The following is a 25093-nucleotide window of genomic DNA, read 5'->3' on the forward strand; positions in this document are numbered from 1 at the left end:
ATCATGCTCACATGCCAAATTGAATGCCAACAACAAAACATGATTACCCCTGATTAGGTTTTGTTGGAAACAGTCAAAGGAGCAATATCATGAAGAAAAACACAAAAGTCGCATTGCTTGCATGTTCCGCACTCGCAGTTGGCGCATTAACTGCCAAAGCAATCAGCGCCACCAATCAAGTCAAAATCACAACCAGCAATGGTCAGCGCTGCATTCAATCCAATGGCATCCCCGATCATTCGATCGGTCAGTTCCCCAATAAAGGCAATCCAAATTTTATCTCCACGCAAAATACCAAACTGTGCGTGACAATGACACCAAGTAAAGGTTCACAGGCCAAAGATTTACGCGGTTCAACAGGCTTTACGCTCAACGGTGTTACAATTCGCCCCGGAACCGCAGATTGGTATGACGCATCGTCACCGCGTGGACATAGCCGTGATCGCTCATCAGGCTGGAACCTGGATGGCATGGGGCCCGGCAACACGCTTGGCTTAGACCGAAACAATGCCCATGTAGATAATAGAGGTCTTTATCACTATCACGGCCCATCAAAATCCATCATGAATGCCGCGCAAGGCACTCTGATCGGCTATGCCGCCGATGGACATGGCATTCACTATGTGGGCTCAAAACAAACATCAAGCTGGCAATTGAAAAAAGGCACCCGCCCTTCTGCACCCGGTGGTGCCTATGATGGCACCTATAATCAGGACTTTGAATATGTAGCAGGCTCTGGGTCACTGGATGAGTGTAACGGTGCGACAGTCAATGGCGAGTATAAATACTTTGCCACCGACACATACCCTTACTTCCCGCGCTGCGCATTTGGCACGGTTTCGTCCGATTTTTCTGGCCCACGCGGTGTCGCCAGCAATCAACAAGGAAATCAACAACGAAATCAAATTAACAGGCAACAAGGAGGCCAGCGAGGCGGCGGCGATCAAAGTGCTGCATTGGAAAACGGAAACGAACGGCAAGGAAAAGGTAATTTTCTGCAACGTTTGTTTGGCAAACAACAGGGCCAAAATGCGCGAAGCAGGCAGCAAGGTAACCGCCGTTTTGCTCAAAGCAACAATGGCGGCAGGCGCGGGCCACCGCAGCAGGCAATATCAGCTTGCGCATCTGCATCTATTGGCAACAGTTGCTCGTTTCAAACCCCGCGCGGAAATTTAATCGGCCAATGCGTTCTAACACCCGACCAGCAAAAGGCCTGTCGGCCCAACCGCTAAACTTTGAGCGCGACGCAAATTGGCTTGGACCGCCATTTAATCGAACCGCTATTCGATTATTCATCCAAGCCCTTCAAGGTGCTGGCTAGGCTTTATGGCATTCAGCTCTAGCCAGCACCCAAATAGAACCACCCGAATTGGCCGGCAGTTTAATGTGATTGTTTATAACCGGCCAAGGAGTGTCTGAGTACAAGCCACGCCCCCGTGCTTTAGTGCTTAGACACTCCACCCTTGCCTGACTTAAATTCTTTACTATCTTGTAATTCGCAGCTTGCAACTTACATAAGAATATGATCAGAATAGGTTATTAAGGAGATTGAGTATGGCTCGTTTAAACCAACAAAAAACTGCAAAAGCTAAAGCAATAGCTGCGAAGGAAAATTCGCAAGCAGTAACGATGCATGCTCTTCTTATCACCACTACAGTTTTGGGCGGCTTGTTGCTCGCATCTAAACTATTCAGCTAACGGCTGCTTATACCAGCCACCATATAGTGGCTGATGACCTTTCCTAAATTATAGAGAATTATTAGCATTAACGTTTGATGCATTTAAAGAACATCTGAACTGATAATACGGCTAGCCTCACAAAAGCTTGAGGCAAGCAGCAACTCTTATAATTTCCTCGCTCGGAACCTGATTCCGTGGCTGGATTTTTTTGTGAGAGTGACCTTGATATGATCTCGAGCCTCGAGAGTTATAACTTTTATACGCGAGATAAGATCGCAACATATAATCGCATTGCTGGTGACAGCATTATTTCGCGAGAAGCGGCCTACTATAACGAGACAATCAAAACCATAAACACCGTTGAGGAATTTATGGATGATGACAGGCTTTATAACTACGCAATGAAAGCCTATGGCCTTGAAGAAATGACCTATGCGAAAGGCCTAATCAAAAAGGTTCTTGAAAGTAATCTTACAGATTCTGATAGCTTTGCAAACCGTCTTGACGATGTACGCTATAAGGAACTTGCGGCGGCCTTTGACTTTGGCATCACGGCGAAGTCAAAAACAGTGCAAACCGAGCAGCAGCGTGATGATCTCATCGGGACATACACCGCCTCGATCCAGAACATAAACAAAAACATTCAAGAAGAACATCGCTACTACAATGTTGTGATGTCGCAAATCACCAATGTAGATGATATTTTTAAATACCCACGGATCCGGGATTACATCTTTGAGGGATACGGCATTGATCCATCCACCTTTGACTATGAAACAACGAAACAAGTTCTATCAAGCGACCCCACCGACACCGAGAGTTATGTCTATAAGGAGTTTGTCGAAAAATCTGTAACATGGAATAATGCTCTTACTGACAGTTATGCCGAACGCTCCGCATTAATTGCAAAACTCAATGCCGATCGGCAGACAAATTCCGTTGATCCTGCTGATGTGACACGACTTGGAAAAGTCGATTATCAGATAGCCCAGTATAACCTTTACATTGATAAAGCTGATAAATACATCGCAATGTCCGCCCAATTTAATTTTCAAAGCGACGGTTCAATAGCAGCTAATGCATCTGCGCAAAATGAAGACCAACTCAAAGAAGTAAAGGAAAAGTATGTCTTGGCCCAGCCACGACTAACATATTCCACGGCCTTGATAAACAAGACATATTATGAAGACAAAATGGCTACGATCGACGATCTGAATGATCTGATTTATGATCGTCGATTACGCACCATTATGCTTAACTCATTCGATATAACTTTACTATATAAAGATTCGGATCTCCGCACGGCCTTCTCTCAATATGCAACAGATCCTACAGGAGCAGATTTTCTCGCTCAGCCAGAGAAAATTCAGAATCTGGTCAAATCATATAATTTTGATGTCGATGGCAATGTGATAGCTGGAAAAACAGCACAAGACCCAGCAGATGTGACTACAACAACCAATGGCTACCTAACAAGATATAACAGTTCTGATGCCGAAAAAGATGCGTCCCTCATATCTGAATTTAAACGTAATATGCCACTGGCAGCTGATCTGGATGATTTTTTATCGGATCTTCAAGCAGCTAAACGCGTGAGAGGCTTTGCGCTTACAGCATTTGGCATCGGTGAAAACGAGTTAACTCGAAGAGAGTTGAAAGCAGTTTTTACCAGTGATCTGGGCGACCCTAAAAGTTTTGTAAACAAATCTGGTGATGATCGACTTAGGCAATTGGCTAAGGCATTCAATTTTGATGCAAAAGGTAACATTACGACACCTAGATCAGCCCAATCAGAAAATGAGTTAACACGTATAACCAAGGCTTATTATGTGGAACTAACGCGCTTTGACAGCACAAAATCAACTAAAGAAAAGGTGGATGAAGACGTAAAATACTATCGTGAAGAAATTGCCAAAATCGACACGCTAGATGATCTTGTAAAAAATCAAAAACTAATTGATTTCCTTGCTAAATCCGAACGATTAAAGCCAGATGAATTAAAGCCTGAATTCCTCAAAAAACTTTTGATGTCTGACCAGAATGACCCGAAGAGTTTTCTTAATCAGCAAACAGACGTCCGTTACAAAAAGATCTTTGGCTCCTTTAACTTCAACGAAAATGGCTCAGTCGCTTCGACCAAAACAAACGGCGTCCAAAACAACCGCGGCTTAGCAGAGACGCAAAATTTTTACATCACGCAATCGATTGAAGAGGAAGCCGGAGTGGATAGTGTTGGCGCGCGTTTAGCACTTTATTTTGAACGTAAAGCACCAACAATTTCGTCGCTTTATGAAATTCTTGCAGATAAAGCTTTGGGCGATTTCGTACGGACAGCTCTTTCAATTCCGGCAGAGACGGCATCCGGCAGCCTTGATTCACAAAAAGCTCTAATGGAGCGCTACATTAAGGCTGAAGATCTACAAAAACCTGAAAAGATAAGGGAACTTGTCACTAAATTTCTAGCGCTACATGACATTGAAAACGGCGCTCCCGATCCCATACTGGGAGTCTTTAATGGTTCAACATCATTTAGCGCAGAAGCTCTTGCAAGCTTTGCTCAATATCGCGCCCGCTAGCTAAGCTACCGAACAGCAGTCACGCGTCCGCTTTTGCAGCTTGTTTTATTGGTATAATCATAGCGTGATGGTGAGGCTTTGATCAGCGGTGCGATATCGCTATCGGGCGTAATCTCACCACCTAAGCCTATAAACAGTTCAGATATGTGCCGTTCGCCATTATGACGTTTGCAATCGATAAAGACTTTATCTGATGCCCCCTGCCCGAAAGCCTTATCAAATGCACCATAGATCGCATCGTCGCTCAGGAACTTGCCGACATTTTTCTGAAATAACTCGGCTACAATTGAATCATTCACCTGATCGAGCATAAGAACAGTATCGCGATAATATTCCTGCGCATCCGCGCCCTTGCTGGCATTTGTGTTGTACTTTTCATAGCAAGTACCGTGTTTGGTCCATTCGTGGCGATGTAAAAACCCCGATTGAATGCCCGGCATTTTGGTTTGCAGCTCATTTCGTAAGTCTTTCGAGATATCGATGGATGAAAATGCCTTTCGCCGCGCGTTGCATTTCAACGGCCTGTCAAGATGACAGTAACAGGGATAAAGTGCCTTATCATCAAGATCATTGGGCCATAGACCATGGATGGAAAACTGTGTGGCATACACATCGCTTGGACGAAGCCGCTTACACTCCCTTGCCCGCTTACCATCTTCGCTGAGGCAAAATGTCGGCAACCAGCTTAAAGCAAGAAGATTTTCAATCTCGCCAACACTCTCAGCTGGTTGGAGAATTTTTGTATGCTTCTGACTTTGCGATTTTGGCTTCGGAACTTCAATTTTTGCTGCCATGCCTGCATCATCAAGTGCAATGACACCGCACTCTGCCGCCACCCAGCGGTTCGTGGTCACTGGTGCATTGGGTATGATCACCTGATAATGCGTCGGAGTTTGACTGTTAAGTGCGATCAACTGATAAATTTCGCCAATCCGAACCATCACCTCGCCCGGATTATCCGAACGCAGCTTTTTGTTGGCCGCACATTCTGCCACAGCTTCAAACAAGCCCTTTGTTTTAACGCTCGCAGGCGCATGTAAGCTTGAAGCAAGCAACATCATAGAAGTTACAACGAACATAAGGAACTTAACTGGGAACGGGCGCATCTCATCTCCAAAATGGCATCAACACACGCAAGGCTCACGCTTTTGTGCAAATCTGTCAATTCATTCCGTGCGTAAAGATTGCTATATCAACATCAACGTTGAAAAACTTGATAAAAACAGGATTACATGATGAGTTTGAAATCAAACAGCCCTCACCGTCTTATGCGCGGAATTCTCGCTTCAGCTATTTTTGCTGGCGTAGCTTTATCCAGTCAAACGGTATTTGCCGAAACTAAATCTGCGTATTTTGCAGGTGGTTGTTTCTGGTGCATCGAAAAAGACTTCGAACATGTTAAGGGCGTCAAGGAAGTTGAATCCGGTTATCAAGGTGGCACAATTGAAAACCCGACTTATAGAAACCATCCTGATTACATTGAAGCCGTGCGCATCGACTATGATCCATCTGTCGTTGATTATGCTTCACTGTTAAAAACATTTTTCCGCACTGTTGATCCAACGGATCCAGGTGGCCAATTCTGCGATCGCGGTCATGCCTACACAACAGCAATTTTTACCAGCGATGAAGCCGAATTAGAAGCAGCTAATGCCGCAAAGCTTGAAGCGCAAGATGCATTGGGCCAGCCAATTGCGACTGTTATTCGTGATTACTCAAAATTTTGGTTATCCGAAGGATATCACCAGAATTACTATAAGAAAAACCCTGTTCGTTATAAATATTATCGTTTTCGCTGTGGTCGCAACCAAACTGTAAAAAAACTCTGGGGTGATCAAGCATACCTTGGCGTTGACCACTAGAAAATTATGCAAATCAAAGGCCTAGAGTTAATGTTTAAACTTGTGAAAAAAATACTCTTAAAACGGATCGCAACAGTGTTGCGTTTTGTTTTGGATGTTGAAAAATGGGAGTTTTCCAGAACAAACTACATGGCAGAGCCTGTTTTAATTCCGATCAAAACTTCTCATGCTGAACGCAGAACCCATCACTGAAGGTTTTGCAAAATATAATGATCCCGGGACAATCTCCAGGTCTCAGATAAGGGTCCCAAATATCGGTGCCTTGCACCGCCATTTCAAAGAATGCGTATAGCCGCTACTACACACATTCTTCGCAAGGCACCGATCTCTTTATTAGGGCACTACAATTTGTGCCTGAGTGATATATCATCTTAAACGAATAGCATTTCATAAAATTCAAATATGATAAGCTTAATCTGTGATCTATATTTGGAGAATAACTATGCATGTTCGCGGAAAATGCCATTGCGGCAATATTGCATTTACAGCCGAAATTAATCCTGACAGAGTCAGAATTTGCCACTGCACTGACTGCCAGAAGTTATCAGGCTCACCGTTTCGAGTTGTTGTTCCTGTTTCTGAAAATAAATTCAATTTATTATCCGGCAATCTCAAACATTATATCAAAGTAGCTGAAAGCGGGGATAAACGCCAACAAAGCTTTTGCCCAGACTGCGGAACACCGATTTATGCGACATCTGTTGGTGATAGTAATGAACCAAAGAAGTTAGGTATTCGCCTGGGAGCTATAGAAAACGGCTTTGGATTGGTTCCCAAAAGGCAATTCTGGGCAGCATCGGCGGTCAAATGGCTCGGACAAATTTCAAATGTTCGCTCATTTGACCGACAATGATACACCTTCCGTGATTATCATTTCTCAGCCGTAGCCTTAAAGCCTGCATTCATTTCGGCTAAAATCGGCGGAACGCCAACTTTAAACCAATCAAGCATGAGCGGCACCAGCATGCCGGAAAAATATTCCGTGTGCGTAAGTTTAGTGCCGCCATCAACCTCTTCTAATTCAAACTGCTTATCGTTGGTAAAGATAAGTTCAGTGCCCATTTTCGCACGCCATCGGTATGAGGTTCCTTTATCTAATTCGACGATAGTCGGATCATAGGCAGGGCCATTTTCGCCTGCCTCTTCACCACGCATGGTGAGCGATAACTTACGTCCCAACACCACATTGCCACTGGCCTCATTGATCGCAGAATTATTCTCCGCCCAACCGTTGATATCCGTCACAGCTGCCCAAACCTTATCTTTAGGCGCTGCGATTACTACTTCACTGGTGATTTCATGTATATTTGGACTTTGTGTAAAGAGATAAAAAATCCCGACAAGCAGAACAAAGCCAATAAACTGGAAAAAGCGTTTCATCAATTGCTCCCTACGCCTGCAACTCTGCAAGGATTTGCTCGATGATATTGAAGCCAGAGCCCCAACCGCTGCTCATACGCTCAATCATACCAGCAAATGCAGCAAGCTCGTCATCTGTCGCATTCATGGGTCTTTGGGTCAGCGTCACCTTGGTTGTGCCATCCTGATCATCTTCAAAGAGGAACTCCAGAAAAAATAAACGCGGCCAGTTTGGCATCATCATGCTGGGTTGCGGGTTCCAATCAGCATCTGTTGAGGCAAGCTCAAGGGTGATTGTCTCCCCCTCCTCAACCTCGATAAATGTCATAAGCGAATAGTCAGACATTTGATTGCCATCTTTGCCCTTCATGCGCATTTCATTGCGCCATACGCCACCAGGACGAACATCTAACTCGTGAATAATCGTTTCCACACCTGGGCCATACCACTTGGCGAGCAGCTCAGGATCAGTCCATGCTTTCCAAACCAGATTGCGTGGTGCTTTGAACTCTCGTTCCATTACAAATGTCGGTAACTCATTCATCTTTTATTTCCATTATCTTTACTTGTTTTTTGCGTTTGCATTGTCTCTAAAAGGCCATCGAGTTGATCAAAACTGGCACCCCAAAAGTTCCTGAAGTGCTCCAGCCATTCCACAGCCATTGCCATATTCTGAGCCTTCAATCTTGCTGGTCGCCGCTGCTGATCAATATCGCGCTCAACAAGCCCTGCCTGCTCTAACACCTTCAAATGTTTAGATATTGCAGGTTGGCTCATCGTAAATGGTTGAGAGATTTCTTGCACCGTGGCCTCGCCATCCACCAAACGAGACAGAATTTTTCTCCGCGTTGGATCAGCAAGTGCCGAAAAAATAGCATCCAGATTCGCCTCTCCTTGAGAAGGTGTTGCATAATGGTTTGTGTAGTTAAATGACTCCATAACCATATGGTTATATAAAGAAAGGCACTTGTCAAGTCCGCTTAAATATCTGTATTCAGCCCAGGAGGAAAACACATGACCTACGAGGAAGCTTTGGAAAATTACAAAACTCTCGCCGAGAACGAATTTGGCGAAAAGGTCAAGGGCAAGGCCAATCCATACACGTCTATAAATGGCAATATGTTCAGTTTTTTGGATAAGGAAGGCACGCTTTGCCTGCGCCTATCAAAAGCCGACCTTGCGGACTTTATGGCCGAACACGATGTTCCTCCCGTTAAGCAATATGGTGCTGTGATGAAGGACTATGTCTCCATCCCTCACCCCGTATTAGATGATCAAAAACGCCTCAAAGAAGTCTTTGGTAAATGTCTGGATAATGCGAAATCTCTGCCAGCAAAGCCAACAAAGAAGAAGAACTAAAGCCCCTCAAGCAGCATTAAAGTGCACTCAGACGCGCCTTCGCGGATTTTCCGAACGGGTGCATATTCGTCACAATTGATAAAGTTTCGGGCACTTTCCATGCTCGGAAACTCGATCAATACAATGCGCGTTGGCGACCAAAGTTCTGTCTGTATAACATCCATCTCACCACCGCGCGTTCGATACTGGCCACCAAATTTTTCAGCAATGGGGCGCGCCACTGATTTATATTTCTCATAAGCCTCATGATCATTGATCTTCGTATCGATTAGTAAAAATGCAGACATTGAACACTCCATCTGGTGTATGAATTCATGCCATAAGATCATTTGCCGTGGACAATTTCAACAGAATATATTGACAAGACACGTCATATATGTTGACTAAAGCAACATATAAAATGATTTTAGCAATAAAGGTAAAATATGCTTGCGAACGAGATTGATAATCAGGTGTTGAATGTAAGGCACTTTAACCGTTTTCACACCAAATTGGTCGGTGCACTCAACGAAGGATTACTCGCTTCGGATTTTTCGCTTGTGCAGGTACGGCTCATGTATGAGCTGAACCACAATGACAATCTTGCTGCCAGTGATCTTATGGATATATTAAAGCTTGATCGCGGCTACCTCAGCCGTTTGATAGCCTCACTGGAGGAGCAAAACCTTATTTCGAAGACGCCTGATGCGAACAATGGCAAACGCATGGTGCTTTCGCTCACTGACAAAGGAAAACACGTTGAAGATCAACTTGAACAGCTTTCTTCCCAGCAGGTAGCTGATCTTATTCGCCCGTTACCAAATACCGAACGGCGGCAACTGGTGCGCTCTATGCAGCATATTGAAAAGCTGCTCAGCACTGAACCTGCCGAACCATCTTACATATTGCGCGACCCGGAACCGGGCGATTTTGGCTGGATTATTCATCGTCATGGGGTTCTCTACACAGAAGAGCAAAATTGGGATATCTCGTTTGAGGGCGTAGTGGCTGAAATCATTGCTGAATATCTTAAAAATTATAATCCCAAGCGTGAACGGGCATGGGTGGTTGAACATGCAGGCAGCGTTGCTGGTTCAGTGTTTGTTACCGAAGGTGATCAAAGTGTGGCAAAGCTTAGATTGCTTTATGTTGAACCAAGTGCACGCGGGCTGGGCATAGGCGCACGGCTGGTGTCAGAATGCATTAAATTCGCACGCCAAAAGGGATATAAGCGTCTGACATTATGGACTCATTCCGTGCAAGAATCTGCTGGCAAAATTTACCGAGCGCAGGGCTTTGAAATGACAAATGAAACTGAGATGGATGTCTTTGGCCAAACGCTGAAGCGGCAAAATTGGCAGATTGAGCTTTAGTTCAGTTCGCCCGAAATACATTTCGGTGCAAACAATTTCAGCTCGATCGGGGCTTGTGGAATTGAAACAACTGATCTAAAAGCGCCTTCCTGCTCGTTTTCACATCAAAGGTTATTTCATGACCAATAAATCTACCCCTATTCTGGGTATAGATTTTGGCACGTCCAATTCTGCCGTTGGATATGTCAAATCTGGCTCGCCGTACCTCATCAATATCGAGGGAGATGAGACCACGCTTCCAACTGCAATTTTCTTTGATGTTCGCGCGCAAGAATGGCGCATTGGCCGAGCGGCTAATCAATCGCTTATCAGAGGTGATGAAGGGCGATATATGCGTGCGCTCAAGAGCATTCTGGGAACGTCTTTGCTGCATGAACGTCGCTGGCTTGGCGGCAAACTCGTGACTTATGCGGACATCATCTCCAACTTTTTGCAACAAATCAAAACACGGGCTGAAACTCAAGCAGAACAGCGCTTCGACCATGCGTTATCGGGCCGTCCTGTTTTCTTTCATTCTGCAAGCGAGACAAAAAATGCCAAAGCACTGAAAGACCTTACCCAGTGCTATATCAACGCCGGATTTAAAAGCGTCGAGTTTATGTACGAGCCAGAGGCGGCTGCAATTGCTAATGGCGGCATCGACAAGAATGAACTCGCGCTGATTGTTGATATCGGGGGTGGTACGTCCGATTACTGCCTGTTTAAAAGCGCTGACATCGGCATCGATGTTTTGGCATGCAATGGTGTGCGTGTTGGTGGCACAAACTTTGACCGAAGCCTGTCCATCGACCATGTTATGCCTCTGCTAGGTCACAGGGAAATGATCCGGCGCGAATGGGGCAATGATACATTGCGCGCACCAAATCACATTTTTCAAGACCTTGCCACATGGTCAAAAATTCCATCTCTTTATGCAGAAAAACCGCGTGAACTTGCAGCAGACCTTCATAAATTAGCGCTGAATAAAGAGCCGTTTACCAGGCTTATCACCGTGCTTGAAGAAGAGATCGGCCACGACATTGCATTTGCGGTGGAAGATGGCAAAATCGAAACCAACAACAATGGCCAAAGCGATATTGACCTTGCTTTCATCGAGGCGCAATTATCTGCACAACTAACTTCAGAAAAACTTGGCAAAAGCCTTGAAGAACATGCAAAAAACATCAGTGACGCGGCGCTTGAAACACTCCAACTTTCTGGTTATACCGCCGATCAGGTGGACAAGGTAATTTTCGTTGGTGGTTCCAGCCATATGAAAATCATTGAGCAGAACATCGCGCCGCATTTCAAGGGTGCAGACCTGTTGTACTCCAACGCATTCACCGCCATTATCGATGGTTTAGCGATCGCATCGGGGCGCTAGACAAGCATTATCCACGCTTCGCAAGTTTCGGGTGGCAGCCTGTGAAATTCACATGTTAGTTCGGCTCTCAAGACACTTTATTTTGGAGCTGGATCATGGAATTTATAATACGCGGATTGCCCGTTGAGAATTACAATCACATGTTTGGGATGACAGATGCCGAGCTGGCGACACATGGCGCAAAGCGATATGTCTGCAATGCCAAAGCAAGTTTTCCTGATCGAATTGAAATGCGTGATGCGGAGATTGGCGAAACTTTGCTGCTTATCAACCACACAAGCATGGATAAAAACACGCCTTACAAAGCCTCACATGCAATTTTTGTGCGTGAAGGCGCAACCAAAACCTATGAGGGCCGAAATAAAATTCCGCCCATGTTGTTTGATCGCATATTATCGCTTCGGGCATTTGACCAAGCGGGAATGATGCTCGATGCTAAAATCGCGACAGGAACTGAAATCAAAACATTTATTGCACAGGCCTGGAAAAATGAGAACATCGCTCATATTGATGCCCACACAGCAACGCGAGGCTGCTTTATGGGGCGAATTGAACGCTGATGATCGGCCGCTTTTGCATCAAAAATGTCAGGTATTCTGAGGCTCTAAAATCTCTATTCTATTGCCAAACGGGTCATCTATATAAAAACGGGAGTAGCCCGGAAGATCACTATCACTTTTTGTCGCGCAGCCCCCAGCCTCGCATGATTTTTGAAAGGCATTAATATCCTTTACCAAAAGCGCAGGATGGGCCTTTCTCGCTGGTCGAAAATCCTTTTCCGTTCCAAGATGAAGTTTGAGCGAACCTTTTTCAAACCACACACCACCACGACCTGCCAATGGAGCGGGTTTAGCTACCTCATTTAGCCCCAAAACATCACGATAAAATCCGCGTGCCTTGTCTTCCTCGCCCTCAGGCATTGCAAGTTGAACATGATCAAGTGCGTAAATTTCAGCCAATTAGAACCTCCAGGATTGGGATAATCAAACCCTACTTAACGCAATAATGCTATAATTGAAAACGGGCAAGCCAGTTGCAACACTTACCCGCCAAGCAACAATTCAGGCTGGGAAAGAATGCCATTTTTAATGTGGTTTTTCATCTGCTCGCCATCAAAATATTGCTCTTCTTTGATTTTGCCACCCTGCCAATGTTGCCAACAAAGCCCGTCAATTTGGTGTTTATTGCCATCTTCGGTGACAAAGGATGATTGATTGCGAAATACGCATATCTGCTTGGCTGGCAACATTTTTACATCAGTAATTTTGCCCTCTATGGAAACAGCTGCGCGAATATATGGCTCCTGTTTTTTTCGGCCTTCCTCGGCAGAGCTGGCGAACACTTCACCGTTGGCATACATCACACCAGATATGTCGAAAAACTGATCAAAAGCCTCCAACGGTTTACCTTCATTTAACAGCGTTACTTGCTGCTTCACACTCTTTTCAAAATCCACCGACTTTGCTCCTTTTCAATTAGTTTAGGTCAGAACATATCAGGAACAAAATATAAAGCCAGAGAAAATAGAACTAACCATCAACTAAATCCTGCAAAATTTTGGCAACCAATGTTTCAACCGCTGATTTATCTGAGTTCTCAGTTGTTTTAACGCCAACAACGCGGGCGGTGAAATCAAAACCAGCCAGAAAGGAGCCAATGAGGGCCGCACGTTCGAATTTATTTTCGCCTTGAAGCCTTGCGGCAAGAGGTTTGGTGAATTGCTCATCGAGTGTTTTTTTCAAAACATGGACAGCATCTTTGCTGGATGCTGCTCTTATGAGCGCCAATGTCGGGTCATATTCACCCTCAAGGTTTTTGTGCACAAAATGGCCTGCTACCCGTGCGCCAAAATCCTCCATCGGGCCTTCAATCAAAGGCGCTAAAGTCAATGTCGGGGGAATGGCTTGTGTAAACAACCCTTCCTTGGAGCCAAAATATCTACTGATCAGTGCAACATTAACCCCTGCCCGTTGCGCAATCTCGCGCGTGCCGGCGCTGTCATATCCCTTGTTCATAAAAACCATGCGCGCGGCCTCCAGAATCGCTTCTTTGGTGGCTTGCGCATCGCGCTTTCGGGTGGGTATGGCGTTATCTGAGCTATTTTTGGGCATGAATATTTTTTGTAATCACTTGTTGACTTACAGAATACACTACTTATATAAACACTTGATTACTTAATTGCAACCAACCGCGAGCCCCTAAACTTCGAATGTAGGATGGCGCTCCTCTTGAGGATACGAACATGACAAACCCGATTTATGACACATCCAAGCCAGCCCTTGTGACAGGCGCAACGGGCTATATCGCAGGTTGGCTGGTCAAAGGCCTGCTTGAGCAAGGCATCACAGTGCACGCGGCGGTGCGCGATCCATCAAATAAGGAAAAGCTTGCGCATCTAACTGCACTTGTGAAAGATAATCCTGAGCAGCTCAAATTCTTTAAAGCGGACCTGCTTAATGATGGCGCTTATGATGAGGCTATGGCCGGATGCGGTGTCGTATTCCACACAGCCTCGCCTTTTACCTCCTCATTTAAAGATGCTCAGAAAGAACTGGTTGATCCTGCCGTAAGCGGAACCCGCAATGTGCTGGAAACTGCGAACCGGACAGATAGCGTATCCCGCGTTGTTGTTACATCCTCATGCGCGGCCATTTATGGCGATGCGATTGATTGCCAATCCATGCCAAACGGTACATTGACCGAGGAAATTTGGAACACGACCTCGCGTCTTGATCATCAAGCTTATTCCTATTCCAAAACACAAGCTGAAAAAGCGGCATGGGACATTGCCAAGGCGCAGGACCGCTGGAAACTTGTGGTGATCAATCCTGCATTCGTTATGGGGCCTGGCGTTACGCTGCAACCCAATTCTGAATCTGTTGCGGTTATGAAACAACTTGGCGATGGCACTATGAAAATGGGTGTGCCACATTTTGAAATTGGCATTGTCGATGTGCGCGATGTGGCAGCGGCTCATATGCGTGCCGGATATATTGCAGACGCGGAAGGCCGCCATATAACTTCGGCCAAAACCATGACATTGCTTGAGATGGGGCAAACACTTGAGAAAAAATTTGGCTCCAAGTGGCCCTTCCCGAAAAGCACTGCACCAAAATGGCTACTCTGGCTCGTCGGCCCCATCGCGAACAAGATGTTCACCCGCGAAATGATATCCAAAAATGTGGGCCATGCGTGGAAAGCGGACAATACCAAATCCAAAGAAAAACTCGATATAACTTACCGCAGCACCGAAACTGCTGTGATTGAAATGTTTGATCAAATGATTGATGCAGGCGTTTTTAAAAAGTAGGTTCGTTCTTGAATGACTTTAATAAAGATTGGCAATAATACACAATAAGTAGTATTGCCAATTTCGTTAGCCAGACGTATCTTTTCTTCAAATCAAAAACCTTCGAAAGTACCGTATGTCTAAACCAAACTCTCGTTTTGAACCGATAGTCTTCGGCTTTTTACTGACATTTATGATGACTGCTTTTGTCTCAGCGATTTCTATTTTCAGAACCACAGGCTTTGTCGATAATTTTATCTCGCTTTGGCTCAATGCGTGGATGTTATCTTGGGCGGTGGCATTTCCGATTGTTTTATTTGTTGCCCCGCTTACGCGCAAAATGGTTGCGCGTATTTTTAAAAACTAGTTGCGGGTTTGATATGCACTACGCCACGAGTGCTTTTAGGGATGAGCGCAATGTCTGGGCTAGTTCTGGATCGGCAAATGCACCCTTTTTGCTGTCAAACTTTTCGCTAAATGGGCCAACGGAAAAACTTGCTTTCAGATCTGATCCAAAAAATGGCGCAGAATCATTGGCAACGCGCAACACGTTTGCACCACCGCCGGGCCCAATCGAACCTGACATATGCATAACTTTTTTATCTTGAAAGACTTTCATCTGAATACGGGAGGCCCAATCAAAAATATTTTTATAAGCGACGGTGTAATTGCCGTTATATTCTGCGAATGAGATGATCACCGCATCAGCAACGCCAATTTTGTCGAAGAATTTATGAGCTAAATCCGGAACTCCGCCTTCTGTCTCACGCTCAGGAGAAAAGATCGGCATTTCATAGTCGTTCAGGTCAATAATTTCCACGTCAGCATCCTCAACAAGATCGGTTTTCAATACCTCAATTGCGTGAGTAACGAGTTGTTTATTAATTGAATTTTTGTGGTTCGTAGCTGCAAATGCGAGAATTTTCATGTCATCTACCCTTGATTTAGATTAGAACTTTCCCCATATATTTCATATTACATTTATTTATCATAGACACCAAAAAGCGCTAAACATGCGCATTTTTGCAGCATATAAATTGAGGCGATTAAAGCGAGGCTCTTTTGGATAACTGGAATGAAATTCGTACGGCCGCACAGGTTGCCAAATTAGGCACCATTAGTGCGGCATCAGAAGTGTTGGGTGTACACAGAGCTACCGTCACCCGCCATATTGATGCGTTGGAAAGCTCCTTGGGTGGCAAGCTTTTTCAGCGGCATACACGCGGGTTCACCCCCACAGAGCTGGGGCAAGAATTGCTCAGAATTGCAGAAGCAACAGATGAACAATTCTCACAGCTTCGACGCATATCCGACAAACATTCAACGGAACTTACAGGCGATCTGATCGTTACGTCAATTGAAGCGCTTGCACCTTATATCCTACCGCTTCTTGCAGAATTTCGAGAGCAACATCCGCAGGTAAAAACGAAATTTCTGCAAACTGGTGATGTGATGAAACTTGAATATGGTGAAGCACATATTGCGTTTCGTGCCGGTTCAGAACCGCAAAACCCGGACAATGTAGTGCAGCCATTTATCGACCTTGACGTCGCGCTTTACGCCGCCAAAAGCTATGTTGCAAAATATGGCAGACCTACTTCAATCGATGATTTCCCAAATCATCATTTTGTTGGCCCAATGGATGCAAATCCGCGGGCACCGTTTTACAAATGGCTAACGCAACATGTTGGGCCTGATAACATTGCTTTTGCCAGTAATCATGTCCCCATTAGCATTCAGGCAGTGCGCGGTGGCAACGGCATCGGTTTTCTTACGGTCCGTGAAGTTACACCTCATGATGATCTGGTCGAAATCATGCCATCCAGACCTGAATGGGCAACAAAATCGTGGCTTGTTACACATGTAGACCTTCATCGTTCACCCAAGATACAAGCGTTCATGAATATCTTAAAAGCCAATCGTGCGAATCTGTAAATGGCTGTATGACACTCTATCCGGCCAACTCAATGAAAGCTTTATTGCTTTGAAACCGCTATTAAAAATTATGGGTATATTGCTGGCATTTTTCGCCGTCCTGTTCATTCTTGGGCAGTTTTTTGATATTTTGACAGTGGAGAATGTGACATTGGGGCTACAAGGCGCCAGCGAGATTGATGCGCTAACATTGTCTGCCATGATCATTGTCCTGTTATGCGTCGATATATTCATTACCGTTCCAACGCTTACAATTACGCTTTTGGCTGGCTTTTTTCTAGGATTCCCACAAGGTGCACTTATTGCGCTAATCGGCACAAGTTGCGCAACATTTTTAGGCTATGTGATGGGTGAAAGATGGGGTGAACCTGCGATTGGGAAAATTATCCGGAATGATGCAGATATCATTGACCTTACAGCAACATTCCACACCCATGGTCCACTAATGATAACGCTAGCGCGTGCTGCCCCTATGGTGCCAGAAATATGCGCATTGCTGGCTGGCGCGACCAATATGAAGTTTGGTCGTTATGCGCTTTTCCATTTTATCGGTACTCTGCCCTATGTGGCGATTGCATCCTATGCTGGCTCAGTCTCAAGTGTGGATGATCCCATGCCGGCAATCTATGGCGCCATGTTTTTGTATGCCATCGGTTGGGGCGGCTGGTTTTTATTTCGCAAGTGGAACCGGATTAAGACCTAACTTTACGTTGATTTTTCACGCGCAAATGAAATCAGCAGACCGGCAATGACAATAATCGTGGTGCCTATCCAAAATGCAATTCCTGGAACATCGGCAAAGACAAAATAGCCCAAAATAGCTGCGCTAACAATTTCCAGATATATGAATGGTGATAAGACTGATGCTTGCGCATATTGAAATGCCAAAATTGTCATACCGTGGGCTGTGATGGAAACAATGCCCATAAATAGAAGTAAAAGCAGCTGATCGGTGGTTGGCATTGACCAATTTAGGACAGCAAAAGGAATGAGAAAGACCATTCCCACAACACATTGGAAACAAAGTGTTTTTATCGGATCACTGGCTTGCGCTGTCATGCGAGTTGTCACCATATACAAGCCATAAAACAGGCCAGCAAGCGCTGCAAAAATAACTCCATTTTCCATCTCAACACGCGGGTTTATAATGATTAAGGCACCTGAAAGCCCCAAGATCAAAGCGATGGTTTTCACCCAAGTCAGCTTCTCTTTAAGAACAATTACCGCAAAGACTGTTGCAACAATGGGCGCAATCATTGTGACCGCAACTGTGGTCGCCAAAGGTGTTGTTGAAATGGATATAAAGAAGCAAAGCATTGCCGAAATTATGAAGAATGTTCGCGTAAAGTGTGATTTGATATTACGCCTTGGAAAGATGTTCCGGCCAAATTTGCGCATCGCAATGGGAACGATGAAGAGTGAAGCGGCAAAATATCGAGCCCAGGAAAGATAAAGCGGCGAAAGCTCTGCTGATAGGTATTTGGCAATCGTATCGACCACCGGAATAAGCAACATTGCCAATGACAGAAGGAAAATACCACGTAGAGCATTTTGTTTGGGTAAGGAGTGATTGCCGGACATCGTAAAACCTCTAACTAATTCGCAAACTTTGTAAAGCAAAAACAGGCTGACGCCTCTTTAGAGGTTTTTACGTTAATCGTAGGAATTAATTGATTTTCCTAAACCGCAAAACCATGTAAAACCTTAACCAAATCGAGGAGAGTTGAAGATGAAAGACACCATGATTGCGGGTTTAACACATGAAACGCGCGTGACTGTGACCAAAGGCCTGACTGTGCCGGAAGTATCGGAGCACTTTAAAAGCTTCCACACGATGCCGGAAGTTTTTGCAACAGCCTATATGGTTGGTTTTATGGAGCTTTGCTGCATCGAGTTAATGGCAGCTCATCTTGATAATGGCGAAGACAGCGTTGGCATTGATATCAATGTTGATCATAGCGCACCAACGCCAACAGGTATGGAAGTCACGGCGCACGCGAAACTCATAGATGTAAGCAAACGCGTTCTAACATTTGAGGTTACAGCATCAGATAATGCCGGTACAATCGGCAAAGGCCTCCACAAACGGGCGGTTATCAACGCTGAAAAATTCAATCAAATGGTGGCTGATAAGTCGCGCAAATACGCCTGATATATATAGATAATTGGGCCTGACTTCGCAGGCACGTCAAGCATGTTTAGCAGGCGAGTGCGGCATTACGACCTTATCTTATAGGCTTAATAACTTGTAAAGAAAATCTTGATCGAATCCTGCCGCAAACAGGAGAACGATAATGTCAAACAACACAATAAGAGAGAATATACAAAAGGCAATAGGCGCACACGGCGCTTGGAAAATGAAGCTTAGAACTGCCATCACTCACGGCAGTTCTGAAATAACGCCCGACAAGGTCAGATGTGATGATCAATGCGAATTTGGTAAATGGCTTTACAGCCCATCTATCGATCCGCAGACACGTAATGGCAAGCCATATCAAGTCGTTCGTCGTTTGCATGCAGAATTTCATGTTTGTGCGGCAGATGTGCTGGAACACGCTGTCAATCAACGCGCACAACAAGCGGACGAACTGATTGAGGGTGAATTTGCCGACCGCTCGAAAATACTTACTAAGGCTCTCACTAAATGGAAAGGTGAGCTGACCGGCTAATCCTTCAGCACGGTCGGAACATCTTGTAGACAGCCCCTTGGTTCAAGCTGAATGGGATATAGCCACCATAAACTGACTAATGTTACTAAAAAGAAATTTGATGGCGCGCAGATTAATGCTGCGCACAATCATTCTATCTTCCAGTATATTTTGGAGGTTGGCGCGCAATCCAGGCGTCCAGGCCTGCAAGAACATCAGAAGTTGCGGCCATCCGCGCAAATTGCTCACGCTCAATTAAAAGACCTTCCTCAATTGTCGTATTGATCCCTCTCGTCACGGCGGCAATAATCCTGGATGCGGCTAAAGGCGAATGCTTGATAATGCGCTCTGCCAAATCAAATGCTGCCGGTAATAATTGATCGTGCGGTACAACTTTATTGACCAATCCGAGCTCATAGGCTCGCTGCGGCGAAAACGTATCTCCTGTCAAAAGAAGTTCTAGTGCTCGCTTGCGGCCAGCAAGTCTTGGCAGTCTTTGCGTCCCTCCGAACGTTGGAGGAATTCCAATATTAATCTCCGGTTTTGCAAACACCGCGTTTTCGCTCGCAATGGCAAGATGAACAGCTTCTGTAATCTCACAACCACCACCGAAAGCAATACCGTTCACAGCAGCGATAATGGGTTTGGGGAATGCCTCAAGCCGCGCAGTCATGGACTGCCCACGTTTGCAAAAGTCTTTGACGGAAATATCCACACCAGCCTTAATGCTCTGGGTAAATTCGTGAATATCCCCGCCCGCTGAGAAGGCTCGCTCACCCGCACCAGTGATAATAACAGCACGGACGTCTGCATCCTCTTCGATCAAATCCAGCAAATTCATAAGCAAGTCATTTGTTTCGTAAGACAGCGCGTTCAACTTTTTCGGACGGTTTAGTTTCAAAAGCGCAATAGATTTATGGCTCTCGTAAATTACAGGTTCAGACATGAAGTTCTCCATTAAATGACGAAATCATATCAAGAGTTTAAATTGACATACACTCACTAATGAGTATACATAATTATGCCTGCCAAAAAACCCACTGCAAAAGATCGTATTCTGGACGCTGCAAATCGATTATTTTATGCTGAGGGCATTCGCGCTGTCAGCGTCGATGCGATATCCGCCAAAGCCGGAATCACCAAGAAAACACTCTATTATCATTTTAAAAGCAAAGATGACCTTATCGAAGCTTATCTGGCATCACGCGATCAACCTAATCTTGCGCTTTACAAAAAATGGTTTGATGAAACTGAAGGTCAGCTTTCCGATAAAGTTGAAGCGATATTCATAAACTTGGCACGCTCTGCCCGCCATCCGAAGTGGAAAGGCTGTGGATTTTTACGAACCGCGGCGGAATTAGCCAACATGCCGGGCCATCCTGCGATGAAAGTTGGCGCGGCACATAAGAAGAAGTTTGAGCAATGGTTACGGGATATATTCGCTCAACAGGACATTGATAATCCAGAACAATTGGCGCGGCAGATTGTGCTGCTGATGGATGGGGCTTTTTCAACTGTATTGGTTCACCGTGACCCAACATATATAGAATCCGCTGGCCATGCTGCAAGGATGATGATCAACCTTGAGTGAATTTCGATCCTGTATCGAACAAGTTAACTTGATAGTTTCCGGTGCAACAAAATTGCTAGGCGTTATCTCGCCCCCACACAATTTTCGACCATGCCTTCTCGTGAAAGAAATAGCACAAAAAACCGACAATAGCGCTGACAATAGCGATACCACCGCCAGCGGTGAACGAGCCGGTAAACAAGTACCCAATAAGTGTCATGGCAATTAGTCCGGCAAGTTGCCAGGTGATCGATTTAACGATGAGTCGTTTGTTCGTGTCCATTTGAGCTTCCGGTAACGATTTACTTTCACGCTGTAATGCTAATTCAAATTTTATGATCTGGACATTTTGTTTTTACGCTGCAATAAATCTCTTTTGGTGATTAAAATCAACAATGGTGATTTATATGGATAAACGAGATCGATCCAAACTGTTCAAGCAACGTCTACTTGAAGCGATGGAGCAAGAAAAGACCTCTCGCAGTGAACTGGCCAGAACAACAGGCGTTGACCGTTCTACTATTGGTCAGCTTCTAAATGTGGATATACCACGGTTACCCAACGGCCAGCTCGTTGCTGATCTGGCATCCGCGCTTGGTGTGAGTGCCGACTGGCTTCTTGGTTTAACGAACAGACCTGAGCGACCGGGCGACATTATCGCAGCGGCAATGGCGCTACGTCCGGCAGAGCGCAGTTCTACCGATGAACAACTTCTAAGTTGGCACGAAGAGGCAGCGGGATATAAGGTGCGCCACGTGCCAGCAACTTTGCCAGATATTTTAAAAACTGAACGTGTTTTGAACTGGGAATATTCATCATTTCTTGATCAGCCAGTTATTCCGGCAATCACTGCTCTACGCGACCAATTGAATTGGTTGCAATCAGGCGTTTCCGATTACGAGATTTCGTTGCCCATTCATGAATTACAGGCCTGTGCGGAAGGTACAGCATATTATGAGGGGCTTGAACAGAAAATTCGATATGAGCAGTTGGAATTTATCGCAGATACATGCAGCCAGATGTTTCCCAGATTGCGGCTTTTTTTGTTTGATGCGCATAAAGTATTCAGCGCACCTGTTACGATTTTTGGCCCGGGCCTTGCCGTCATTTATGTTGGCCAATGCTATCTGGCTTTTCGTGAAACAGAACGCGTTCGCTCTCTCAGCGACCATTTTGATTGGCTTGTCCGCGAAGCCAAAGTCGATGCGCGACATGTCCCAGACTATATTCACTCGCTGCTAAAACGATAAGTTAGGATAGTCATGGTTCGGTCCAATTGCGTAAAGGCCCTACCTTTATTCCAAACATTCCGAATTTTTTATGGACTGTCTCGCGAGTGAGACAGTTTCTCACCCGATGCTACTCTCCACTACGGCGCTCTACGAATTGAGCAGGCATAATCAAATGACAATTGTTCAAAATTGAGATATGAAGTTACAATGAGACACGAAGATCTTGTTCTTTCCACTGTTGAATCCCGTAAGGCGGCAGCGCACAGCTCAGTCGCAGCTTCATGGTCGCGCTCTGTCCAGCGTTATGGCTTGGACCCTTCTGGCAAACGCTGTAGCGATATTGTTGACGAGCAGGAACTTTCATACCGGCGCGAGGCGATGGAACAATTTTTGCAAATTGCATCGCCAAAGCTGGATCGACTGTTCGGTCTGGTCAGCGCATCGGGTTGCGCGGTCTTTCTGACTGATAATGAAGGCGTCATTCTTGATCAGCGCTGCAAAGAAGGCGATCTTAACTCTTTCCAATCATGGGGATTGATGGCTGGCGCTGACTGGAGTGAACAAAGCGAAGGTACAAACGGCATTGGAACTTGCATTGCCGAAGATAGAAGCCTCATCATTCATCGTGATCAGCATTTTTTCTCCAAAAATACGGCTATGAGCTGCATTGATACGCCAGTTTACGGTTCGGATGGCCGGATCATGGGTGCGCTGAATATCTCGTCTGCTCGGGCTGATCAGACCGCTGAAATCAATAAAATGATCGCAGCAATGGTATCTCAGTCAGCCAAGCAGATTGAGAGTGATAATTTTCGCGCTACTTTTTCGGGCGCACGTATCACATTGCTCAATACTGGCGATACAGAAAAGAACGCACTGATTGCCATTGATACTGATGATGTCGCCATTGGCGCAACACGAGATGCGCGCCAACTATTTGGTTGGGAGAAATTTGGCGAATTTGCCCCCATGGCAGCCAGAGACATTTTTGGCGGCAGTGATGATAAGCTCGAAGCATTTGACCGCGCCCAGCGAGCCGCCATGGTTCGCGCCCTCACCCGCTCAAATGGCAACGTATCGCAAGCTGCACGTGCGCTGAATATTGGCCGTGCCACCATGTATCGTCGCATGAAGCGTTTTGGTCTGATTTAACACAAAACCAACGCAACATTACCAAATGCAGAAAACTGTCTCAGCAAAGAGACAGTTTGAAATTTGCTCCCCATTGGCCATCCTGACATTCAATATCGCCCATGACATCTTCCTTAGTAGCTGCTGACTTACACAGCTTTAATTACAGGGAGGAAAGACATGAATGTGATGCTAAAACCGGAGAGTCTACAAACATCTCCATTTAAAACAAAATATGACAATTTCATTGGCGGGCAGTTTGTAGCACCCAAAAATGGTCGTTACTTTGATAATACAACACCCGTCACAGGCGCGGTGATTAACCAGATTGCACGCTCTGATGAAAGCGATATCAATGCCGCACTCGATGCAGCGCATGGTGCCAAAGATGCCTGGGCGCGTACATCGGTCACCGAGCGGGCAAATATGCTGCTCAAAATCGCCGACATTATGGAAGCCAATCTTGAGTTTCTTGCAACATGCGAAACCTGGGATAATGGGAAAGCAATTCGCGAAACAATGGCGGCAGATTTACCTTTGGCTGTTGATCATTTCCGCTATTTTGCATCGTGCGTGCGTGCGCAAGAAGGCACAATGGGCGAATTGGATGATGACACAGTTGCCTATCATTTTCACGAACCGCTTGGCGTTGTCGGGCAAATCATTCCGTGGAATTTCCCATTATTGATGGCCGCGTGGAAGCTTGCGCCTGCACTTGCTGCCGGAAATTGTGTGGTCATTAAACCAGCCGAGCAAACGCCTGCCACAATTATGGTTTGGGCGGAACTGATTGCTGATGTTTTACCCGCTGGCGTGCTCAATATTGTCAATGGATTTGGCTTAGAAGCTGGCAAGCCGCTTGCACAATCAAACAGAATTGCAAAAATCGCGTTCACGGGCGAGACAACAACTGGCCGTATGATTATGCAATATGCAACTGAGAACCTGATCCCCGTGACGCTGGAGCTTGGTGGCAAATCGCCAAATGTCTTCCATAAAGATGTTATGCGCGAGGATGATGCATTCCTTGATAAGGCGATTGAAGGTTTTGTGATGTTTGCGCTTAATCAGGGTGAAGTTTGCACCTGCCCTAGCCGCGCATTGATCCACGAAGACATTTATGACGAGTTTATCGCACGATGCATTGAACGCACCGAAGCGATTAAAACTGGCGATCCGCGTGCTGAAGGCATCATGATGGGTGCACAGGCATCATCTGAGCAACAAGAAAAGATCTTGAGTTATTTTGACATCGGCGCTCAGGAAGGTGCAGAGGTTCTAACTGGTGGCGGCGCTGCGGATTACGGTGGAGACCTGTCCGGTGGTTATTACATCAAGCCAACAATCTTAAAAGGGCACAATAAAATGCGCGTGTTCCAGGAAGAGATTTTTGGACCTGTCGTTTCCGTCACAACATTCAAAGATGAAGATGAGGCGCTTGAGATTGCCAATGACACGCTTTATGGGCTTGGTGCTGGCGTGTGGAGCCGTGACCAAAATACCTGCTATCGCTTTGGTCGTGCTATTCAGGCGGGGCGTGTGTGGACCAATTGCTACCACGCTTACCCAGCACATGCTGCGTTTGGTGGCTATAAGCAATCTGGCATTGGTCGAGAAACACACAAAATGATGCTCAACCACTACCAGCAAACGAAAAACATGCTTGTAAGCTACAATCCTAACAAGCTTGGCTTCTTTTAAGACCTAATAATAAACGGCCCGCCCTGCCTATCTTGC

The 25093-nt window shown here is 45.5% G+C and carries 31 protein-coding genes; 19 read left to right on the forward strand and 12 right to left on the reverse strand.

Annotated elements, in window-relative coordinates; translation table 11 throughout:
• Positions 1 to 89 precede the first annotated feature (89 nt).
• The 3 genes from G3W54_RS01700 to G3W54_RS01710 all read left to right on the forward strand — a co-directional run bounded on the left by G3W54_RS01700 (position 90) and on the right by G3W54_RS01710 (position 4256).
• A complete protein-coding gene (locus G3W54_RS01700) occupies positions 90 to 1232 on the forward strand; it encodes a YHYH protein (RefSeq protein ID WP_162651426.1) in 1143 nt (380 codons plus the stop codon).
• 322 nt (positions 1233 to 1554) lie between these two features.
• On the forward strand, positions 1555 to 1698 hold the full coding sequence (locus tag G3W54_RS01705) for a hypothetical protein (protein ID WP_162651427.1): 144 nt from the start codon (positions 1555 to 1557) through the stop codon (positions 1696 to 1698).
• Positions 1699 to 1874: 176 nt separating this feature from the next.
• Positions 1875 to 4256, forward strand: coding sequence for a DUF1217 domain-containing protein (locus tag G3W54_RS01710; protein WP_162651428.1), 2382 nt, complete (start codon positions 1875 to 1877; stop codon positions 4254 to 4256).
• A 5-nt stretch (positions 4257 to 4261) separates the two neighbouring features.
• Here G3W54_RS01710 and G3W54_RS01715 read toward each other — a convergent pair whose 3' ends face one another.
• Complete coding sequence (locus G3W54_RS01715; RefSeq protein WP_162651429.1) at positions 4262 to 5362, reverse strand: ribonuclease I; 1101 nt, start codon at positions 5360 to 5362, stop codon at positions 4262 to 4264.
• Between the two features lie 129 nt (positions 5363 to 5491).
• On the opposite strand from G3W54_RS01715, the gene msrA reads away from it, so the two are divergent.
• Positions 5492 to 6118 carry a peptide-methionine (S)-S-oxide reductase MsrA gene (gene msrA, locus G3W54_RS01720; RefSeq protein WP_244627808.1) on the forward strand — a complete coding sequence of 209 codons (627 nt, stop codon included), beginning with the start codon at positions 5492 to 5494 and terminating at the stop codon, positions 6116 to 6118.
• 442 nt (positions 6119 to 6560) lie between these two features.
• A complete protein-coding gene (locus G3W54_RS01725) occupies positions 6561 to 6971 on the forward strand; it encodes a GFA family protein (RefSeq protein ID WP_162651430.1) in 411 nt (136 codons plus the stop codon).
• Positions 6972 to 6988: 17 nt separating this feature from the next.
• Here the strand turns inward: G3W54_RS01725 and G3W54_RS01730 are convergent, their stop codons facing one another.
• The 3 genes from G3W54_RS01730 to G3W54_RS01740 are packed head-to-tail and all read right to left on the reverse strand — an operon-like array spanning position 6989 to position 8416.
• Positions 6989 to 7498 (reverse strand): SRPBCC domain-containing protein, encoded by a 510-nt coding sequence (locus tag G3W54_RS01730; RefSeq protein ID WP_162651431.1) that lies wholly within the window; start codon positions 7496 to 7498, stop codon positions 6989 to 6991.
• A gap of 10 nt (positions 7499 to 7508) precedes the next feature.
• A complete protein-coding gene (locus G3W54_RS01735) occupies positions 7509 to 8021 on the reverse strand; it encodes an SRPBCC domain-containing protein (protein WP_162651432.1) in 513 nt (170 codons plus the stop codon).
• Positions 8018 to 8416: a metalloregulator ArsR/SmtB family transcription factor gene (locus G3W54_RS01740; protein WP_162651433.1), complete on the reverse strand. Its 399-nt coding sequence runs from the start codon at positions 8414 to 8416 to the stop codon at positions 8018 to 8020. Before G3W54_RS01740 ends, G3W54_RS01735 begins: the two co-directional genes overlap by 4 nt.
• A gap of 75 nt (positions 8417 to 8491) precedes the next feature.
• Here G3W54_RS01740 and G3W54_RS01745 point away from each other — a divergent pair, with 75 nt between their 5' ends.
• Complete coding sequence (locus G3W54_RS01745) at positions 8492 to 8836, forward strand: TfoX/Sxy family protein (RefSeq protein WP_162651434.1); 345 nt, start codon at positions 8492 to 8494, stop codon at positions 8834 to 8836.
• On the opposite strand, the gene G3W54_RS01750 is transcribed toward G3W54_RS01745, so the two are convergent.
• Positions 8833 to 9123 (reverse strand): DUF1330 domain-containing protein, encoded by a 291-nt coding sequence (locus G3W54_RS01750; protein ID WP_162651435.1) that lies wholly within the window; start codon positions 9121 to 9123, stop codon positions 8833 to 8835. The genes G3W54_RS01745 and G3W54_RS01750 overlap by 4 nt on opposite strands.
• Before the next feature lie 138 nt (positions 9124 to 9261).
• Between G3W54_RS01750 and G3W54_RS01755 the strand changes: the two genes are divergently transcribed.
• From G3W54_RS01755 to G3W54_RS01765, 3 genes are all read left to right on the forward strand, one after another.
• Positions 9262 to 10188 carry a helix-turn-helix domain-containing GNAT family N-acetyltransferase gene (locus tag G3W54_RS01755; protein ID WP_162651436.1) on the forward strand — a complete coding sequence of 309 codons (927 nt, stop codon included), beginning with the start codon at positions 9262 to 9264 and terminating at the stop codon, positions 10186 to 10188.
• A gap of 118 nt (positions 10189 to 10306) precedes the next feature.
• The gene (locus G3W54_RS01760) at positions 10307 to 11551 is read left to right on the forward strand and encodes an Hsp70 family protein (RefSeq protein WP_162651437.1); all 1245 of its coding nucleotides are present in this window, start codon (positions 10307 to 10309) and stop codon (positions 11549 to 11551) included.
• Between the two features lie 95 nt (positions 11552 to 11646).
• A complete protein-coding gene (locus G3W54_RS01765) occupies positions 11647 to 12111 on the forward strand; it encodes a DUF1203 domain-containing protein (protein WP_162651438.1) in 465 nt (154 codons plus the stop codon).
• A 27-nt stretch (positions 12112 to 12138) separates the two neighbouring features.
• Here the strand turns inward: G3W54_RS01765 and G3W54_RS01770 are convergent, their stop codons facing one another.
• From G3W54_RS01770 to G3W54_RS01780, 3 genes are all read right to left on the reverse strand, one after another.
• Entirely contained in the window at positions 12139 to 12510 is a 372-nt protein-coding gene (locus G3W54_RS01770) for a VOC family protein (RefSeq protein WP_197742769.1), read from the reverse strand.
• A gap of 83 nt (positions 12511 to 12593) precedes the next feature.
• Positions 12594 to 13007: a hypothetical protein gene (locus G3W54_RS01775; RefSeq protein ID WP_162651439.1), complete on the reverse strand. Its 414-nt coding sequence runs from the start codon at positions 13005 to 13007 to the stop codon at positions 12594 to 12596.
• Positions 13008 to 13080: 73 nt separating this feature from the next.
• Positions 13081 to 13662 carry a TetR/AcrR family transcriptional regulator gene (locus G3W54_RS01780; protein ID WP_162651440.1) on the reverse strand — a complete coding sequence of 194 codons (582 nt, stop codon included), beginning with the start codon at positions 13660 to 13662 and terminating at the stop codon, positions 13081 to 13083.
• A 131-nt stretch (positions 13663 to 13793) separates the two neighbouring features.
• On the opposite strand from G3W54_RS01780, the gene G3W54_RS01785 reads away from it, so the two are divergent.
• Both G3W54_RS01785 and G3W54_RS01790 read left to right on the forward strand, forming a co-directional pair.
• Positions 13794 to 14861, forward strand: a complete 1068-nt coding sequence (locus G3W54_RS01785; RefSeq protein WP_162651441.1) for an NAD-dependent epimerase/dehydratase family protein — start codon at positions 13794 to 13796, stop codon at positions 14859 to 14861.
• A 115-nt stretch (positions 14862 to 14976) separates the two neighbouring features.
• A complete protein-coding gene (locus tag G3W54_RS01790; RefSeq protein ID WP_162651442.1) occupies positions 14977 to 15207 on the forward strand; it encodes a DUF2798 domain-containing protein in 231 nt (76 codons plus the stop codon).
• An 18-nt stretch (positions 15208 to 15225) separates the two neighbouring features.
• Here G3W54_RS01790 and G3W54_RS01795 read toward each other — a convergent pair whose 3' ends face one another.
• On the reverse strand, positions 15226 to 15768 hold the full coding sequence (locus G3W54_RS01795; RefSeq protein WP_162651443.1) for an NAD(P)H-dependent oxidoreductase: 543 nt from the start codon (positions 15766 to 15768) through the stop codon (positions 15226 to 15228).
• A 134-nt stretch (positions 15769 to 15902) separates the two neighbouring features.
• Here G3W54_RS01795 and G3W54_RS01800 point away from each other — a divergent pair, with 134 nt between their 5' ends.
• Together G3W54_RS01800 and G3W54_RS01805 are read left to right on the forward strand one after the other, a co-directional pair.
• On the forward strand, positions 15903 to 16775 hold the full coding sequence (locus G3W54_RS01800; protein ID WP_162651444.1) for a LysR family transcriptional regulator: 873 nt from the start codon (positions 15903 to 15905) through the stop codon (positions 16773 to 16775).
• Positions 16762 to 17478 carry a VTT domain-containing protein gene (locus G3W54_RS01805; protein WP_174244201.1) on the forward strand — a complete coding sequence of 239 codons (717 nt, stop codon included), beginning with the start codon at positions 16762 to 16764 and terminating at the stop codon, positions 17476 to 17478. Before G3W54_RS01800 ends, G3W54_RS01805 begins: the two co-directional genes overlap by 14 nt.
• Positions 17479 to 17480: 2 nt before the next feature.
• On the opposite strand, the gene G3W54_RS01810 is transcribed toward G3W54_RS01805, so the two are convergent.
• The gene (locus G3W54_RS01810; RefSeq protein WP_162651445.1) at positions 17481 to 18356 is read right to left on the reverse strand and encodes a DMT family transporter; all 876 of its coding nucleotides are present in this window, start codon (positions 18354 to 18356) and stop codon (positions 17481 to 17483) included.
• 148 nt (positions 18357 to 18504) lie between these two features.
• On the opposite strand from G3W54_RS01810, the gene G3W54_RS01815 reads away from it, so the two are divergent.
• Positions 18505 to 18927, forward strand: coding sequence for a thioesterase family protein (locus G3W54_RS01815; protein ID WP_162651446.1), 423 nt, complete (start codon positions 18505 to 18507; stop codon positions 18925 to 18927).
• Positions 18928 to 19069: 142 nt separating this feature from the next.
• Positions 19070 to 19444, forward strand: coding sequence for a CZB domain-containing protein (locus G3W54_RS01820; RefSeq protein ID WP_162651447.1), 375 nt, complete (start codon positions 19070 to 19072; stop codon positions 19442 to 19444).
• Positions 19445 to 19577: 133 nt separating this feature from the next.
• On the opposite strand, the gene G3W54_RS01825 is transcribed toward G3W54_RS01820, so the two are convergent.
• The gene (locus G3W54_RS01825; RefSeq protein ID WP_162651448.1) at positions 19578 to 20369 is read right to left on the reverse strand and encodes a crotonase/enoyl-CoA hydratase family protein; all 792 of its coding nucleotides are present in this window, start codon (positions 20367 to 20369) and stop codon (positions 19578 to 19580) included.
• Between the two features lie 75 nt (positions 20370 to 20444).
• Between G3W54_RS01825 and G3W54_RS01830 the strand changes: the two genes are divergently transcribed.
• Positions 20445 to 21014: a TetR/AcrR family transcriptional regulator gene (locus G3W54_RS01830; protein WP_162651449.1), complete on the forward strand. Its 570-nt coding sequence runs from the start codon at positions 20445 to 20447 to the stop codon at positions 21012 to 21014.
• 55 nt (positions 21015 to 21069) lie between these two features.
• On the opposite strand, the gene G3W54_RS01835 is transcribed toward G3W54_RS01830, so the two are convergent.
• Positions 21070 to 21276, reverse strand: a complete 207-nt coding sequence (locus G3W54_RS01835; RefSeq protein WP_162651450.1) for a DUF2061 domain-containing protein — start codon at positions 21274 to 21276, stop codon at positions 21070 to 21072.
• Between the two features lie 124 nt (positions 21277 to 21400).
• Between G3W54_RS01835 and G3W54_RS01840 the strand changes: the two genes are divergently transcribed.
• The 3 genes from G3W54_RS01840 (at position 21401) to adh (ending at position 25057) form a co-directional block, all read left to right on the forward strand.
• Positions 21401 to 22243, forward strand: coding sequence for a helix-turn-helix transcriptional regulator (locus G3W54_RS01840; RefSeq protein WP_162651451.1), 843 nt, complete (start codon positions 21401 to 21403; stop codon positions 22241 to 22243).
• A 189-nt stretch (positions 22244 to 22432) separates the two neighbouring features.
• Complete coding sequence (locus tag G3W54_RS01845) at positions 22433 to 23377, forward strand: GAF domain-containing protein (RefSeq protein WP_162651452.1); 945 nt, start codon at positions 22433 to 22435, stop codon at positions 23375 to 23377.
• A gap of 168 nt (positions 23378 to 23545) precedes the next feature.
• On the forward strand, positions 23546 to 25057 hold the full coding sequence (adh, locus tag G3W54_RS01850; RefSeq protein WP_174244233.1) for an aldehyde dehydrogenase: 1512 nt from the start codon (positions 23546 to 23548) through the stop codon (positions 25055 to 25057).
• Positions 25058 to 25093: the final 36 nt, after the last annotated feature.

The sequence above is a fragment of the Lentilitoribacter sp. Alg239-R112 genome (assembly GCF_900537175.1).
Lineage (GTDB): Bacteria > Pseudomonadota > Alphaproteobacteria > Rhizobiales > Rhizobiaceae > Lentilitoribacter.

Coding starts and splice junctions, on each gene's coding strand:
- G3W54_RS01700 (WP_162651426.1), top strand. CDS start 90: ATGAAGAAAAACACAAAAGTCGCATTGCTTGCATGTTCCGCACTCGCA.
- G3W54_RS01705 (WP_162651427.1), top strand. CDS start 1,555: ATGGCTCGTTTAAACCAACAAAAAACTGCAAAAGCTAAAGCAATAGCT.
- G3W54_RS01715 (WP_162651429.1), bottom strand. CDS start 5,362: ATGCGCCCGTTCCCAGTTAAGTTCCTTATGTTCGTTGTAACTTCTATG.
- msrA (WP_244627808.1), top strand. CDS start 5,492: ATGAGTTTGAAATCAAACAGCCCTCACCGTCTTATGCGCGGAATTCTC.
- G3W54_RS01725 (WP_162651430.1), top strand. CDS start 6,561: ATGCATGTTCGCGGAAAATGCCATTGCGGCAATATTGCATTTACAGCC.
- G3W54_RS01730 (WP_162651431.1), bottom strand. CDS start 7,498: ATGAAACGCTTTTTCCAGTTTATTGGCTTTGTTCTGCTTGTCGGGATT.
- G3W54_RS01735 (WP_162651432.1), bottom strand. CDS start 8,021: ATGAATGAGTTACCGACATTTGTAATGGAACGAGAGTTCAAAGCACCA.
- G3W54_RS01740 (WP_162651433.1), bottom strand. CDS start 8,416: ATGGAGTCATTTAACTACACAAACCATTATGCAACACCTTCTCAAGGA.
- G3W54_RS01745 (WP_162651434.1), top strand. CDS start 8,492: ATGACCTACGAGGAAGCTTTGGAAAATTACAAAACTCTCGCCGAGAAC.
- G3W54_RS01750 (WP_162651435.1), bottom strand. CDS start 9,123: ATGTCTGCATTTTTACTAATCGATACGAAGATCAATGATCATGAGGCT.
- G3W54_RS01755 (WP_162651436.1), top strand. CDS start 9,262: ATGCTTGCGAACGAGATTGATAATCAGGTGTTGAATGTAAGGCACTTT.
- G3W54_RS01760 (WP_162651437.1), top strand. CDS start 10,307: ATGACCAATAAATCTACCCCTATTCTGGGTATAGATTTTGGCACGTCC.
- G3W54_RS01765 (WP_162651438.1), top strand. CDS start 11,647: ATGGAATTTATAATACGCGGATTGCCCGTTGAGAATTACAATCACATG.
- G3W54_RS01780 (WP_162651440.1), bottom strand. CDS start 13,662: ATGCCCAAAAATAGCTCAGATAACGCCATACCCACCCGAAAGCGCGAT.
- G3W54_RS01785 (WP_162651441.1), top strand. CDS start 13,794: ATGACAAACCCGATTTATGACACATCCAAGCCAGCCCTTGTGACAGGC.
- G3W54_RS01790 (WP_162651442.1), top strand. CDS start 14,977: ATGTCTAAACCAAACTCTCGTTTTGAACCGATAGTCTTCGGCTTTTTA.
- G3W54_RS01795 (WP_162651443.1), bottom strand. CDS start 15,768: ATGAAAATTCTCGCATTTGCAGCTACGAACCACAAAAATTCAATTAAT.
- G3W54_RS01810 (WP_162651445.1), bottom strand. CDS start 18,356: ATGTCCGGCAATCACTCCTTACCCAAACAAAATGCTCTACGTGGTATT.
- G3W54_RS01815 (WP_162651446.1), top strand. CDS start 18,505: ATGAAAGACACCATGATTGCGGGTTTAACACATGAAACGCGCGTGACT.
- G3W54_RS01820 (WP_162651447.1), top strand. CDS start 19,070: ATGTCAAACAACACAATAAGAGAGAATATACAAAAGGCAATAGGCGCA.
- G3W54_RS01825 (WP_162651448.1), bottom strand. CDS start 20,369: ATGTCTGAACCTGTAATTTACGAGAGCCATAAATCTATTGCGCTTTTG.
- G3W54_RS01830 (WP_162651449.1), top strand. CDS start 20,445: ATGCCTGCCAAAAAACCCACTGCAAAAGATCGTATTCTGGACGCTGCA.
- G3W54_RS01835 (WP_162651450.1), bottom strand. CDS start 21,276: ATGGACACGAACAAACGACTCATCGTTAAATCGATCACCTGGCAACTT.
- G3W54_RS01840 (WP_162651451.1), top strand. CDS start 21,401: ATGGATAAACGAGATCGATCCAAACTGTTCAAGCAACGTCTACTTGAA.
- G3W54_RS01845 (WP_162651452.1), top strand. CDS start 22,433: ATGAGACACGAAGATCTTGTTCTTTCCACTGTTGAATCCCGTAAGGCG.
- adh (WP_174244233.1), top strand. CDS start 23,546: ATGCTAAAACCGGAGAGTCTACAAACATCTCCATTTAAAACAAAATAT.